At 65.9% G+C, this 14,440-nt stretch carries 14 protein-coding genes; 10 read left to right on the top strand and 4 right to left on the bottom strand.

Going from position 1 to position 14,440, the window contains the following annotated elements; genetic code table 11:
• Positions 1–245 precede the first annotated feature (245 nt).
• On the bottom strand, positions 246–1,031 hold the full coding sequence (locus AB4Y31_RS17695) for a HisA/HisF-related TIM barrel protein (RefSeq protein ID WP_368675018.1): 786 nt from the start codon (positions 1,029–1,031) through the stop codon (positions 246–248).
• A gap of 10 nt (positions 1,032–1,041) precedes the next feature.
• Between AB4Y31_RS17695 and AB4Y31_RS17690 the strand changes: the two genes are divergently transcribed.
• The 3 genes from AB4Y31_RS17690 (at position 1,042) to AB4Y31_RS17680 (ending at position 3,973) form a co-directional block, all read left to right on the top strand.
• Positions 1,042–2,100 (top strand): ATP-grasp domain-containing protein, encoded by a 1,059-nt coding sequence (locus tag AB4Y31_RS17690; protein WP_368675017.1) that lies wholly within the window; start codon positions 1,042–1,044, stop codon positions 2,098–2,100.
• Complete coding sequence (locus AB4Y31_RS17685) at positions 2,097–3,215, top strand: hydantoinase/oxoprolinase family protein (RefSeq protein ID WP_368675016.1); 1,119 nt, start codon at positions 2,097–2,099, stop codon at positions 3,213–3,215. The genes AB4Y31_RS17690 and AB4Y31_RS17685 overlap by 4 nt, the downstream gene beginning before the upstream one ends.
• A 137-nt stretch (positions 3,216–3,352) precedes the next feature.
• Positions 3,353–3,973, top strand: a complete 621-nt coding sequence (locus tag AB4Y31_RS17680) for an aspartate kinase (protein WP_368675015.1) — start codon at positions 3,353–3,355, stop codon at positions 3,971–3,973.
• Here the strand turns inward: AB4Y31_RS17680 and AB4Y31_RS17675 are convergent.
• From AB4Y31_RS17675 to pqqA, 3 genes are all read right to left on the bottom strand, one after another.
• Complete coding sequence (locus AB4Y31_RS17675) at positions 3,970–4,707, bottom strand: (5-formylfuran-3-yl)methyl phosphate synthase (RefSeq protein WP_368675014.1); 738 nt, start codon at positions 4,705–4,707, stop codon at positions 3,970–3,972. The two genes, AB4Y31_RS17680 and AB4Y31_RS17675, sit on opposite strands and share 4 nt — an antisense overlap.
• 31 nt (positions 4,708–4,738) lie before the next feature.
• Positions 4,739–5,326 carry a DUF447 domain-containing protein gene (locus AB4Y31_RS17670; RefSeq protein WP_368675013.1) on the bottom strand — a complete coding sequence of 196 codons (588 nt, stop codon included), beginning with the start codon at positions 5,324–5,326 and terminating at the stop codon, positions 4,739–4,741.
• Between the two features lie 108 nt (positions 5,327–5,434).
• A complete protein-coding gene (gene pqqA, locus AB4Y31_RS17665; RefSeq protein ID WP_035468154.1) occupies positions 5,435–5,509 on the bottom strand; it encodes a pyrroloquinoline quinone precursor peptide PqqA in 75 nt (24 codons plus the stop codon).
• A 625-nt stretch (positions 5,510–6,134) separates the two neighbouring features.
• Here pqqA and AB4Y31_RS17660 point away from each other — a divergent pair.
• The 7 genes from AB4Y31_RS17660 to fba all read left to right on the top strand — a co-directional run bounded on the left by AB4Y31_RS17660 (position 6,135) and on the right by fba (position 14,386).
• Positions 6,135–7,616, top strand: a complete 1,482-nt coding sequence (locus AB4Y31_RS17660; RefSeq protein WP_368675012.1) for a form I ribulose bisphosphate carboxylase large subunit — start codon at positions 6,135–6,137, stop codon at positions 7,614–7,616.
• Positions 7,617–7,692: 76 nt separating this feature from the next.
• Complete coding sequence (locus AB4Y31_RS17655; RefSeq protein WP_107149651.1) at positions 7,693–8,121, top strand: ribulose bisphosphate carboxylase small subunit; 429 nt, start codon at positions 7,693–7,695, stop codon at positions 8,119–8,121.
• A gap of 10 nt (positions 8,122–8,131) precedes the next feature.
• Positions 8,132–9,103: a CbbX protein gene (gene cbbX / locus AB4Y31_RS17650; RefSeq protein WP_368675011.1), complete on the top strand. Its 972-nt coding sequence runs from the start codon at positions 8,132–8,134 to the stop codon at positions 9,101–9,103.
• 10 nt (positions 9,104–9,113) lie between these two features.
• Positions 9,114–10,199 carry a class 1 fructose-bisphosphatase gene (locus tag AB4Y31_RS17645; protein ID WP_368675010.1) on the top strand — a complete coding sequence of 362 codons (1,086 nt, stop codon included), beginning with the start codon at positions 9,114–9,116 and terminating at the stop codon, positions 10,197–10,199.
• 51 nt (positions 10,200–10,250) lie between these two features.
• Entirely contained in the window at positions 10,251–11,123 is an 873-nt protein-coding gene (locus AB4Y31_RS17640) for a phosphoribulokinase (RefSeq protein WP_368675009.1), read from the top strand.
• A gap of 36 nt (positions 11,124–11,159) precedes the next feature.
• Positions 11,160–13,247 carry a transketolase gene (tkt, locus tag AB4Y31_RS17635; protein WP_368675008.1) on the top strand — a complete coding sequence of 696 codons (2,088 nt, stop codon included), beginning with the start codon at positions 11,160–11,162 and terminating at the stop codon, positions 13,245–13,247.
• Between the two features lie 101 nt (positions 13,248–13,348).
• The gene (gene fba / locus AB4Y31_RS17630) at positions 13,349–14,386 is read left to right on the top strand and encodes a class II fructose-bisphosphate aldolase (protein WP_368675007.1); all 1,038 of its coding nucleotides are present in this window, start codon (positions 13,349–13,351) and stop codon (positions 14,384–14,386) included.
• Positions 14,387–14,440 lie beyond the last annotated feature (54 nt).

Below are 14,440 nucleotides of genomic sequence, written 5' to 3'. Positions count from 1 at the left end.
GGACGGCAGAAACCGCTCGCGCGCGACTCATGGATCGGCGCGCGGCCGTTTCATCGCTGTGCGCGGCGGGCCGCCCTCATGGATCGTCAGCCCATCCTTCGCCCACTATGTGGTCCGACGATTGTTCTGACTAGTGCCGGCTATCGCAAACGCGGGCCGTGCCGTTCCTGTACAGGTTGTGTGTCGTTTTGGAGCAGAGTGTCACCCGCGAAGCCTTGAGCCTGATATCGGCCCGCCGTCCGTTTTCATCCTTCATCTGGCGGGCGCATGGCATGGAACTTGTGAGGAAGGTGTCCGTCGTGCAGCGCCGAGGCGATGAGCCAGCCTGTCGCGCCGGCCGCGGCAGCGGCATCGAGATCCGCCTGGTCGCGGATGCCGCCGGCGCCGATGACGGTCGTGCCGAGTGGCGCGCGCTCGCGGATTCGCGCGAACGTCGCGAGGTCGGGGCCTTGGTAGCTGCCCACTTGATCGAGCGTCATTGCGACGACGCGCGACGGCCACCAGGCCGAAGACCGATCGAGCGCTGCATTGCCGATCAGGCGGCCCGCGCGATGGTCGAGCGAAAGGATCGGTGCGAATCCGTCTGTCTCGGCCGCACGCAGAGCATCCGGATCGCGCAGCGATTCGGTGCCGAAGACAGGAACGAGCGGGGCGAGCGGTGCGAGCGGCGAATCGTCGCGAGATGCGGTGCGGCGATCGGCGGACTCGATCCGCTGGATTCGATCGAACAGCGCGCGCATCGCGGCATAGTCGGCGAAGCCAGCGTCGAGCCAGATTTCGATGTCGGGCAGCGTCGAGCGCAGCGCGGCGAGCTGCGCGGCATGGTCGTCGCGGCCGGGAGCGAGGATCGCGTCGAGGTCGGCGATGTAAAGGGTCGTCGCTCCGATCGCGGCGACGAGCGCGCGTGCGAGCGAAACCGGCTCGCTCGTGCCGGCGAGCGGCGAGCGGATCGGGCGGTAGCTCGCGCGTTCGCCGCGTTGGGCACGTACGGCGTGGCCGTCGAGCAAATCGAGAACCGGTATTACCTGCATGGGGCATTCCTTGGCCAAGATTTTTGTCTACGAGTATCTCACCGGCGGCGGCATCGATCCGGCGCTCGCGTGCCAAGGCAGTATCGCCGATCTGTCCGCGCTGATCGGCGAAGGGCGCATGATGCGCAACGCGCTTGTTGCCTCGCTCGCGTCGATCGATGGCCTGACCGTGACGTTCGCCTCGTCCCGTTTCGAGGCGTTCGATCGCGCCGCCGCGCATTACCGGCCGAACGCGGAGGAGGCCATTCCGGCGTTCGTTGCGCGCATGGCGCGTGAGCACGATTACGCCTGGGTGATCGCGCCCGAGTGTGACGGCTTGCTTGCGCAGCTTCACGATGCCGTCGGCGCCGAGCGCTGGCTCGGCTGCACCAAGGAGGCGATCTGTGTCGCATCGAGCAAGCGGGCGACGTCCGCGCGGCTCGCCGCGAGCGGCATCGCGACGACGGAAGCGCTCGACCCGCTGAGCTCCGCGGCGCCGGGCGGCGGGCATTGGGTCGTCAAACCCGACGACGGGGCGGGCAGTCTCGACACGTTCGTCTTCGATTCGTACGCCGCCGCGTGTGCCGACTACGACACGCGTATCGCCGCGGGCGGCAGGCCCGTGCTGCAGGCGTGGGTCAAGGGCGAGCCGCTGAGCCTCTCTCTCGTTTGCCGCGAAGACGGCGCGGAGCTCGTCAGCATCAATCGACAGCGGATCGATCTCATCGAGCGACACGCGCCGGGCGCGCATATGCGCGTCGTCGAGTTCTGCGGCGTGTTCGTCGACGCGATCGACCCCGACAGCGCTCGCGGACGAACGCTGGCAGCGCTCGCGAAGCGCGTGGCGGCGGCCATTCCCGGCCTGCGCGGATTCGTCGGTGTGGATCTCGTCTGGCATCCCGAGCGTGGGCCTGTCGTCATCGAGATCAATCCGCGCCTGACGGTGGCGTACGCCGGCCTCGTCGCGCAAGACGACGGCCGCGCCCGCCGTCTCACGGAGGCGCTCCTCGCCGCGCACGGTGTGAGGCTCGCGCGCTCGGCGGCGTCCGGTTGCTTTGTGATGCGGGCGGCGTGCGGAGTCGCCTCGTGAGCTCGGCCGACCCGCTGCTCGCCAAGGGCCCGTTCACGTTCGGCTGGGACGTGGGCGGCGCGCATCTGAAAGTGTCGCTGGCGGGCGCGGACGGCAGGGTGCTCGACGTCGGCCAATGGGCCTGCCCGCTCTGGCAAGGCCTCGATCATCTGAACCGCACGATCGATCTTGTATTCGCGCGCTGGCCGTCCGCACGCGGCGACGATGCCGAGCATGCGGTGACGATGACGGGGGAGATGGTCGACCTCTTTGCGAGCCGCGAAGACGGAGTTCGGGTACTGGCCGCCACGTTGGCCGAGCGCCTCGGGCCGCATCTGCGCGTTTACGCGGGCGCGCTCGGCTGGCTCACGTCGGAAGAATGCGCAGCCGGCTGGCGCAGCGTGGCTTCGGCGAACTGGCTCGCCACGGCCAGCCTCGTGGCAACGTCGCTGACGAGCGCGATTCTCGTCGACATCGGCAGCACGACGACGGACATCGTGCCGATCGCGGGAGGTCGCGTCGCGGCGCGGGCGGCCGACGATGCCGGCCGGCTCGCCACCGGCGAGCTCGTCTATCTGGGCGCGGTTCGTACGCCGCTTTGCGCGCTGGCGCAGCGCGTCGCGTTCGGCGGCGCCCAAGTGAATGTGATGAACGAGTGGTTTGCGACGACGGCGGACGTCTACCGGCTGACGGGCGAGCTCGATCCGGATTGCGACGTGCAGCCGAGCGCGGATCACGGCCCGAAGACGGAGGCCGGCAGCCGAGTGCGGCTCGCCCGGATGATCGGCCGCGATGCGGGCGACGCGAGCGATGACGATTGGCACGCGTTCGCGATGCAATGGCGTACGTTGCAACTGCACGAAACCGCGCTGAATCTGGCGCGTGTCGAGGCGGCGCATCAGGCGCTGTCGCATGCGCCCATCGTCGGCGCCGGTTGCGGGCGCTTTCTCGCGCGTGCGCTGGCGCGTGAGGAGGGGCGCGGCTATATCGACTTCGCGACGCTGGCAGGCACATCGGCGCGGCTCGCCGATTGGACGGCGACTTGCGCGCCGAGCGTGGCCGTCGCGTTGCTCGCCAGGCGGGAGCGGGCGGCGCGCGAGCAGAAGGCGGATCGCGACTTGCGAGCGGCGGGGTAGGCAGGCTGAGCGCCGCTGCGTGGAGGCGCGGCGGGGATGAACGATGGCGGGAAGAGAGACCGCGAAGTTCGCCGCGACTTGCGGTGGATGTTGGCGGCCCGAGGAACAGGCAGTCAATCGACGAGAGGATCCAGGTCATGTGGGTGGTCAAGATCGGGGGCAGTCTGAGTCACGACCCGACGCTGCGGATGTGGTTGACCGAGCTCGCCGAGGTGGGCGGCGGTCGCGTGGTGATCGTGCCGGGCGGCGGCGACTTCGCGGACAAGGTTCGTCAATACCAGGCCGAGTGGCGCTTCAACGATCTTGCGGCTCACAACATGTGCTTGTTGGCCATGACGCAATATGCGTTGCTGATGCAGGGATTGCGACCCGAGCTCGTGCTTGCGTCGAGCGAGGCGAAGATTCGCCGCGCGCTGCGCGACGGCCGCGTGGCCGTGTGGGTGCCCACGCCTTTGATGCGTGACACGCCGGACTCGATGAGCAATTGGGACACGACGTCGGACAGCCTCGCCGCGTGGCTTTCGACGATGCTGAACGCCGAGCGGTTGATGGTCGTGAAGTCGTGCCCGATCGACCCCGACGAGCCGCTCGAATCATTCGCGGCGAACGGGGTCGTCGATCGGCGGTTCGTCGATTACGTGAGGGACGCGAACTACCTCGTCGAGCTCATCAACAAGGACGACATCGAACTGATGCGCGACCGGCTGCTGAACCCGACGGCCGCGTGGGCGGCCGATCGGGCGGGGGGGATGGTCTAAGGGCGCGGCGAAAGCCGAAGGTCGTCCTGCGACGCCGCCTCGCCGACCGTACCCGCCGGCCGGTGCAGCGCTTCGGCCCATTTCGCGACGCGGCCCGGGTCGATCGCCGAGCGGCGCCCGTCGACGCAAAGCGCTCCCCGAAAACCCGCCACGTCGGGCGCGAGCGCCAGAATTCGATCGAGCTGCGCCCAGCCGAGCGAGCCCGCGATTCCGCTCATCGCGCCGCGTTTGCGCGCGACGTCGAGCCAGCGCCCGAGCGTGGCTTCGTCGACATGGTCGAAGAGCGTCCGCCCGTCCTTGCCCGCCGTATCGAACATGATGCCGACGAAACCGAGCGACGCCGCGTGGTCGACGAGCTCGCCGTCGAGGCCCCCATCGCAGAGCAGCACCGGGACGACGGCGGCCGGCAGGGTCGCGAGCTCATCGAGGCAGCGGCGCGCCGCATGCCCCGGCGTTACGCCGACTTTCACGTAATCGACTCCGGCGTTGCTGACGTCGAGAACGCGCGCGGCGATCTCGTCGAACGCCTCCGTTTCGACATCGCCTATCGTCGCGCTGAGCGGTTTCACGGGATATTGCGCCCGCAGCGTCGTCGCGATCCGGCCGATCCGCTCGATCGGCAGCCCGCCGAGCGCGCCGTCATGGGGTTCCTTCAGGTCGATCAGCTCGGCCCCGGCAGCGGCGGCGGCAAACGCTTCTTCTTCCGAGCGAACGCTCGCAAGCAATGCGGTCATATCAATCTCCCGAAGTCCGGCGATTTCAGTTTCAGTGCGAAGCGTGCTCGGCGGCCGCCGAGGCGCTCTGACGGTGGCGTGCGATGGCCGCGAGCAGCCACTCCCAGGCCGTGCGCTCGCGCTCGCCCGCCGTTTTGTCGATGGCAATCTGCAAATAGGCGATCTCTCGATCGACTTTCTCGGCCGGCAGCATGAAGAGCCGGCTCGCGAGCACGGCGCCTTCGACGACGGCTGCCTGTGCGCGGTTGAATCCGCGAAACGGCTCATGCTGTTCAGTGTGCACGCAGCGCATTCGCAGCACCGGACGCGTCTCGTCGTCGTCGAGGCGCTCGAGCTCGAGCTCGGTGTGCGCAAGCGATTCGGTAAGCCGCAAGCTTGCGACGCGGCTCGCCGCCACGGTGGGCCAATCGGTCGCCGAGCGCGTGACGCAGCCCGCGAAGACGCGCACGTCGGTCGTGAAATTGAGGACGGCCGCCCGCGTCGCCACGATATTGTCGAGCGTCACTGACGGCCGAAACGGGGAAAGGATCGCGAAATCGTCCTCGTAACGCACGCCCATCGGTGCGATATGAGGCCGGCCGTCATGCGCCGATGTCGTAACGATCGTCTCGAAGATCATGTCGGGAACGGTTACTCGGTAGCCTTCACCACCTGCTCGTCGCAGTGACGATCGGCCGGCCGGTTTCGCGAGGGGACGAGAGCCGCGAGCCGCGGCTCCCGAAACGGCTTAGCGAGTCGCGATGTACATCGTGATTTCGAAGCCGAAACGCATGTCGGAATAGCTAGGTGTCGTCCATTGCATCGATAGTCCCTCCATACGGTTTTGCGAGAAATACCGACCGCTCGCCAGGCGCGATGCCGGATCTCGATCGGCCCCCGCGGCTACGCAAGCTCCATGCCGGCTCTTGCGCCGCATTTCGCCGCCTCTCGCCGCTTGCGCGCTCGTGTCGCGCGAAGTTGAGTATGACAGGTGTTACGCAATCGTGCAGGGCGATCAAGCGACGACACCCCCGATTTCCCAGGTCGCTTCGTTGCGCTCTGTCCGCCGCCCTCACTCGCTCGACCTGTGTTACGAAAACGCAGCAAAGTGTGCCACCCGTCGCCGACACGACGAGCTTGCTTGTCACGCTTCGCTTTCAAATGCACTGCAACATGCGATGGTTCCGACGCTGTCGCGGACGATCGGCCCCGATTGACTCGATTGGACAGGCGTCGTTCGGTCATGACGGAACGACGAGGCCTTCTTCGAGTTTCTTCTGCATCCCGCAAACCCGCTCCGTCATCCGCAATCGATAAGGAGTCCTTTACTTTTCGCGAAGCAAATCGTGAATTTTCATTAGGGACGAGCTTGCTTACAGTGCGATCAAGCGCTTCGATTTTCCCTTCGATCTCTCGCTTACGAAGCGCATCCGTCACGAGGACACGTCATGAACGATTTCAGCAAGGCAGCCGTCCAGCCGGAGACCAAGAAACGCAATCGCTACGCCGCCGGCGTGCTGAAGTACCGCGAAATGGGTTATTGGCAGCCCGACTACACGCCGAAGGACACGGACGTCATCGCGCTCTTCCGCATCACGCCGCAAGAGGGCGTCGAGCCCGAGGAGGCGGCGGCGGCCGTGGCCGGCGAATCGTCGACGGCGACCTGGACCGTCGTGTGGACGGACCGCTTGACGGCTTGCGACATGTATCGCGCCAAGGCCTATCGGATCGAGCAGGTGCCCGGCTCGAGTGCCGCCGAGCCGCAGTACTTCGCCTATATCGCCTACGAGCTCGATCTGTTCGAGGAAGGATCGGTGGCCAACCTGACGGCCTCGATCATCGGCAACGTGTTCGGCTTCAAGCCGCTCAAGGCGCTGCGCCTCGAAGACATGCGCATACCTGTTGCTTACCTGAAGACGTTCCAGGGGCCGCCGACGGGCATCATCGTCGAGCGGGAACGGCTCGACAAATACGGTCGGCCGTTGCTCGGCGCGACCGTGAAGCCGAAGCTGGGCCTGTCGGGCAAGAACTATGGACGCGTCGTCTACGAAGGATTGAAGGGCGGGCTCGACTTCCTGAAGGACGACGAGAACATCAACTCGCAGCCGTTCATGCATTGGCGCGACCGGTATCTCTTCGCGATGGAGGCCGTCAATCGCGCGCAAGCGGAGACGGGCGAAGTCAAGGGGCATTACCTGAACGTGACGGCGGGGACGATGGAGGACATGTACGAGCGCGCCGAATTCGCGAAGCAGCTGGGCTCGTGCATCGTCATGATCGATCTCGTAATCGGATGGACGGCGATTCAGTCGATGGCGCGCTGGGCGAGACGCAACGACATGATCCTGCATCTGCACCGGGCCGGGCACGGTACGTACACGCGGCAACGCAATCACGGCATCTCGTTCCGGGTCATCGCGAAGTGGACGCGCATGGCCGGCGTGGACCACGTGCATGCGGGCACGGCCGTCGGCAAGCTCGAGGGCGATCCGCTCTCCGTGCAGGGCTATTACAACGTGTGCCGCGAGGCGCGCAACGAGGTCGATCTGTCGCGCGGGATTTTCTTCGATCAACCGTGGGCCGGCCTGCGCAAGGTGATGCCCGTGGCGTCGGGCGGCATTCACGCGGGGCAGATGCATCAACTGGTCGATCTGTTCGGCGACGATGTCATCCTGCAGTTCGGCGGCGGCACCATCGGACACCCGGCCGGCATTCAGGCCGGCGCGATCGCCAATCGCGTCGCGCTCGAGGCGATGATCAAGGCGCGCAACGAGGGCCGCGACATCGCGCACGAGGGGCCCGACATTCTCGAGGCGGCGGCGCGTTTTTGCACGCCGCTCAAGCAGGCGCTCGATACGTGGAAGGACGTGACGTTCAACTACGCGTCGACCGATACGCCCGATTACGCCGTCACGCCGAGCGTGGCTTGAAGTTGTCCGTTGCGACGCGTCGTCGCTTACCGCACCGATCGAAGGTGCCAATCGCCAGCTTTTGGGGAGCTTTGTCATGCGCATTACGCAAGGGACGTTTTCGTTTCTGCCCGATCTCACCGACGAGGAAATCCGCCTGCAGATCGACTATGCCCTGAGTCAGGGCTGGGCATGCTCGGTCGAATTCACCGACGATCCGCACCCGCGCAACACGTACTGGGAGATGTGGGGTCTGCCGATGTTCGACTTGCGCGACGCGGCCGGCGTGCTGCAGGAAGTGCGCGCCTGCCGCGCCGCCTATCCGAACCATTACATCAAGGTCAACGCGTTCGATTCTGTGCGCGGCTTCGAGACGATGCGGCTCTCGTTCATCGTCAACCGGCCCGTCGAGGAGCCCGGCTTCCGGCTGACGCGCACGGACGGCGAGGGCCGCGTGCAGCGCTACAGCATGACGAGCTACGCCGGCGAGCGGCCCGCCGGCGAGCGCTATGGCGTCAAGCGTTGAGGGAGCCATCATGTCCGAAGAAAGCGTCGATCTGGCCCGGCTCTATCGTGATTCGGGAATCGCCGAGGTGCTCGACGAGCTCGATCGCGATCTCGTCGGTCTAGCGCCCGTCAAGACGAGGATTCGCGAGATCGCGGCGCTCCTCATCGTCGAGCGTGCCCGCTCGCGGCTCGATCTGGCGAGCGGACCCCCGACGCTGCACATGTGTTTTTCGGGCAATCCCGGCACAGGCAAGACGACGGTCGCGCTGCGCATGGCCGAGGTGCTGCACCGGCTCGGCTATATCCGCCGCAACCACCTCGTCTCGGTCACACGCGACGATCTCGTCGGCCAGTACATCGGCCACACCGCGCCGAAGACGCGCGAAGTGCTCAAGCGCGCGATGGGCGGCGTGCTGTTCATCGACGAGGCCTACTACCTCTACCGCCCCGAGAACGAGCGCGACTACGGCCAGGAGGCGATCGAGATCCTGCTGCAGACGATGGAGAACCAGCGCGACGACCTCGTGGTGATTCTCGCGGGTTATGCGTCAAGGATGGAAACCTTCTTTCAGAGCAATCCCGGCTTTCGGTCTCGAATCGCGCATCACATCGAGTTTCCCGATTATGAAGAGTCCGAACTGCTCGAGATCGCCGAGCGCATGCTCGCCTCGATGCATTACGAGTTCGATGCCGAGTCGCGCAACGCGTTCGCCGAATACATCGCGCGCCGCACGCGGCAGCCGAACTTCGCGAACGCTCGCTCGGTGCGCAATGCGCTCGATCGCGCGAGGCTGCGGCAAGCGCGGCGCCTGTTCGCCGCGGCGCTTTCGAATGGCCGGCCGACCGATACGCACACGTTGATGCGGATCACGGCCGAAGACATCCGCGCATCGCGCGTGTTTGGCGGCGAAAGCGCGCCCGCCGAACCGCGGACGATTGCGCAGGCGGCTCGCAAAGGCGAGGCCGCCGCACCGCCCGGTCAGATAAGAGAACCTGCCTAGGAGAAGCGCCATGCAAGACGGACGTACGACCCTTTCGAAATTCCTCATCGACACACTCGACAGGCAGCCGTCGCCCGTCGCCGCCACCGGTTTGTCGGCACTTCTCATCGATGTGGCCGCCGCGATCAAGACAATCTCCTCGGCATTGACGCGCGGCGCGCTCAGTGGCAACTACGGCTCCGCGCAGACGGTCAACACGCATGGCGAGGAGCAGAAGAAGCTCGATGTCGCAACGAACGAGATTTTCGTCCAGCACTGCGAATGGGATGGATTGCTCGCGGCGATGGTCTCCGAAGAAATGGAGAGTGTCTATGCGATCCCATCCGCCTACCCGCGCGGCGACTATCTGCTCGCGTTCGATCCCCTCGACGGCTCGTCGAACATCGACATCAACGGCGTCGTCGGCTCGATTTTTTCGGTCTTGCGTTGCAAGGACGGCGAAGCGGGCGAGGCGGGTTTCCTGCGGCCGGGTCACGAGCAGGTGGCCGCGGGCTATGCCATCTATGGTCCCTCTACGATGCTCGTCCTTTCTGTCGGCAACGGGACGCACGGTTTCACGCTCGAGCGCGACGTCGGCAACTTCGTCCTCACGCATTCCGATATCCGTATCCCCGAGGAGACGAGCGAGTTCGCGATCAACGCATCGAACGAGCGGTTCTGGGAGGCGCCCGTGCGCCGGTACGTTCAGGAGTGCAAGGACGGCCGCACCGGCTGTCGCGGACGCGACTTCAACATGCGCTGGATTGCGTCGATGGTCGCGGAAGTTCACCGCATCCTGATGCGCGGCGGCGTCTTCATGTATCCGCGCGACTTCAAGACGCCTTCGATGCCGGGGCGGCTGAGGCTGCTCTACGAAGCGAATCCGATGAGCTTTCTCGTCGAGCAGGCGGGCGGCGCGTCGAGCACGGGGCGCGAGCGGATTCTCGACGTGACGCCGAATGCGCTGCACGAGCGCGTGCCCGTGATCCTCGGCTCGCGCAAAGAAGTCGAGCGGATCGCGCGCTACCACCGCGACTTCGACCGCGGCGAGGACAAGCCGTTCACCTCGCCGCTCTTTCAGCCTCGCTCGTTGTTTCTGCCCGAGGCGCCCGTTTGATGGCGACTCGAGGCCGCACCGAATATCAAGCAACCATTGGAGACACGAGGCATGTCAGTCAAGCATCCGATCATCGCCGTAACCGGCTCGAGCGGCGCCGGCACGACGACCGTCATGAAGAGCTTCACGCATATCTTTCGGCGCGAGCGCATCAATGCGCAGATCGTCGAAGGCGATGCGTTTCACCGCTACGACCGCCTTGGCATGCGCGAAGCAATGCAGCAGCGCGAGCGCGACGGGTTTCGCAACTTCAGTCACTTCGGCCCCGACGCCAATCTGCTCGAAGAGCTCGAGGGGCTCTTCGCCTCGTACGCCGAGAACGGCTCCGGCCGGTACCGCCATTACGTGCACGACGACGCCGAGGCTGCGCAGTACGGGCAAGACGCGGGAACGTTCACGCCGTGGCGCGACATCGATCCCGGCACCGACCTGCTTTTCTACGAGGGGCTGCACGGAGCGGCCGCCACGGATTCGATCGACGTCGGCCGGCATGCGGACTTGCTCGTCGGTGTCGTGCCGATCATCAACCTCGAATGGATCCAGAAGCTGCATCGCGACCAGACGATGCGCGGCTACTCGCACGAAGCCGTCGTCGATACGATCCTGCGCCGCATGCCCGATTACGTGAACTACATCTGCCCGCAGTTTTCGCGCACGCATGTCAACTTCCAGCGCGTGCCGACCGTCGACACGTCGAATCCGTTCACCGCGCGCGAGATTCCTCAGCCCGACGAGAGCTTCGTCGTCATTCGTTTCGCGCGGCCGAAGGGAATCGACTTCCAGTATCTGCTGACAATGCTGCACGACTCGTTCATGTCGCGGCCGAACGTCATCGTCGTGCCAGGCGGGAAAATGGGGCTCGCGATGCAGCTCATCTTCACGCCGATGATTCTCCAACTGATGGATCGGCGCGCGCGCGCATGACGCCCGCCGTGACTCCCGACGCATAGGGGCATCCCAATGAATGCCATAGCAGAACCGTCCCCCACGCTCGCGCCAGAGCTCATGGCCAATGCGCTGCGCATGCTTGCCGTCGATGCCGTACAGCAGGCGAACTCCGGTCATCCGGGCATGCCGCTCGGCATGGCCGAGATCGCGGTTGCGCTTTGGAGCCGCCATCTGCGGCACAATCCGCGCAATCCGGACTGGCCCGATCGCGATCGCTTCGTCCTCTCGAACGGACACGGCTCGATGCTGCTCTACGCGCTGCTTCATCTGACGGGCTATGACCTGCCGGTGGACGAGCTCAAGCGTTTTCGGCAGCTCCACAGCAAGACGCCGGGGCATCCGGAGGTCGGCGTCACGCCCGGTGTCGAGACCACGACCGGGCCCCTCGGGCAGGGCTTCGCGAACGCCGTCGGCATGGCACTCGCGGAAGCGCTGCTCGCGCGCGAGTTCAATCGACCCGGTCACCCGATCGTCGACCATTACACGTACGTGTTCCTCGGCGACGGCTGCCTGATGGAGGGGATCTCTCACGAGGCGGCGTCGCTCGCCGGCACTTTGAAGCTCGACAAGCTGATCGTGCTCTACGACGACAACGGCATCTCGATCGACGGTCACGTCGAGGGCTGGTTCGCCGACGATACGCCCACGCGCTTCGCGTCGTATGGCTGGAACGTCGTGCGCGACGTGGATGGGCACGACGTCGAGGCGGTCGATCGCGCGATCGATTCGGCGCACGGCGCCGGGCGCCCGACGTTGATCTGCTGCAAGACGGTGATAGGCCGTGGGTCGCCGACGAAGTCGGGCACGCACGATGTGCACGGCGCGCCGCTCGGGGCCGCCGAGATCGCGGCGATGCGCGACGCGCTCGGCTGGCCGTATCCGCCGTTCGTCGTGCCGGATGAGGTGCGCGCGCAATGGGATGCGACGGTGCGCGGCGCCGAGTTCGAAGCGCAGTGGGCGCAGCGCTTCGCGTCGTACCGACAGCACTATCCGCGCGAGGCCGCCGAGTTCGAGCGGCGCATGCGCGGTTCGTTGCCCGAAAGCTGGGCGGCCGCGGCGCGCATGATCGTGCATACGGCGAACGGCGCGGGGCAGTCGGTCGCGACGCGCAAGGCCTCGCAGCAGGCCATCGAGGCGCTCGCGGCAACCTTGCCCGAGCTGCTGGGCGGCTCGGCCGATCTCACGGGTTCGAACCTGACGGACTGGCCTGCGTCGGTGACCGTGCGCGCCGACGAGAGCGGACTGCATGGCGGCAACTACGTGCACTTCGGCGTGCGCGAGTTCGGCATGAGCGCGGTATTGAACGGTGTCGCGCTGCATCGCGGCTATTTGCCGTTCGGCGGAACGTTTCTGACGTTCTCCGACTATGCGCGCAACGCGCTGCGGATGGCGGCGCTGATGAAGACGCGCTCGATCTTCGTCTTCACGCACGACTCGATCGGGCTCGGCGAGGACGGACCGACGCACCAAGCCGTCGAGCATGCGGCGAGTCTCAGGTTGATTCCCGGGCTCGACGTCTGGCGGCCCTGCGATACCGTGGAAACGGCGCAGGCGTGGATCGGCGCTGTGGAACGGCCGGGGCCGTCATGCCTGTTGCTGAGCCGGCAGACGCTGCCGTTCGTCACGCGCAGCGATGAGCAGGTCGCTGCGATCGCACGTGGAGGGTATGTGCTGCGCGATTGGGCTTCCGCTTCCGCAGCGAATGAACCTGGATCGAGGGCGGCTCCGCAAACGGTGAATCCGGCATCGATGCGACGCCTCATTCTGATCGCCACGGGTTCGGAAGTTTCGCTCGCGCTAGCCGCGATCGAACCGCTGGCCGAGAAGGGCATTTCCGCTCGCGTGGTTTCCATGCCGTCTACGTCGGTGTTTGAGCGCCAGCCGCAGGGCTGGCGCGATGCCGTGCTGCCGCGCGGAGTGCCGCGCGTGGCCGTCGAAGCGGGCGTGAGCGCCTATTGGCGGCAATACGTGGGTTTCGACGGCGCTGTGGTCGGCATCGATACGTTTGGCGAATCGGCGCCGGCCGCCGCGCTCTTCACACATTTCAATTTGACGACGCAGGCCGTCGTGGATGCGGCATGTCGCGTAGCCGGCGATTGATGCGCTCGTGACGTCGCCGTTTCCTTCGGGCGGCGACGCGGCACGGCTCTGCTGCAAAGATTCCGATCAACTTCGCATCGCAATCCTGAGGAGTCCTAATCATGGCGTTCATTGCACTACGGCAATTGCTCGATCATGCGGCCGAACATGGGTACGGCGTTCCCGCGTTCAACGTCAACAACATGGAGCAGATCCACGCGATCATGCAAGCGGCGGAGGCGACCGCGAGTCCCGTGATTCTTCAGGCCTCGGCGGGCGCGCGCAAATATGCGGGCGAGCCCTATCTGCGGCATCTCGTTCTGGCGGCACTCGAGGCGCATCCCGACATTCCGGTCGTGCTGCATCAGGATCATGGCGCGAGCCCGTCCGTCTGCCAGCAGGCAATCCGCTCGGGGTTTACTTCGGTCATGATGGACGGCTCGTTGATGCCGGATCAGAAGACGCCGGCGAGCTACGACTACAACGTCGAAGTGAGCCGGCGCGTCGTGGACGCGGCGCATGCGGTGGGCGTTTCGGTCGAGGGCGAGCTCGGCTGTCTTGGGTCGCTCGAGACGGGCGAGGCGGGCGAGGAGGATGGCGTCGGGGCGGGCGGCAAGCTTTCGCGTGAAGAGCTGCTGACCGATCCGGAGCAGGCACGCGCATTCGTCGAAGCCACGGGCGTCGATGCGCTCGCGATCGCGATCGGTACCTCGCACGGTGCATATAAGTTCAGCCGACAGCCGACCGGCGACATCCTCGCGATCGATCGCATTGCCGAGATTCACGAGCGGCTGCCCAACACGCATCTCGTGATGCATGGGTCATCGTCGGTACCGCAGGAATGGCTCGAGGTGATCCGCGAGTACGGCGGCGAGATCCCGACGACCTACGGCGTGCCCGTCGAGGAGATCCAGCGCGGCATCGCGCACGGCGTGCGCAAAGTCAACATCGATACCGACATCCGGCTCGCGATGACGGGCGCGATGCGCAAGGCGCTCGCGCAGGCGCGCTCGGAGTTCGATCCGCGGCAGGCACTAAAGGCCGCGACGGCGGCGGCCAAGGGGGTTTGCGTCGAACGGTTCGAGGCATTCGGCTGCGCCGGGCAGGCGCGAAATATCAAGCCGCTGCCGCTCGAGGCGATGGCGCAGCGATATCACTGAATGCGCGAGCGCGGGGTGCACTATTGGTGAAACAGATCAATGACAGGCGCAAAC

Source organism: Trinickia sp. EG282A, assembly GCF_040965455.1.
GTDB classification, from domain to species: domain Bacteria; phylum Pseudomonadota; class Gammaproteobacteria; order Burkholderiales; family Burkholderiaceae; genus Trinickia; species Trinickia symbiotica.
This window is presented reverse-complemented; position numbering and strand designations above follow the sequence as displayed.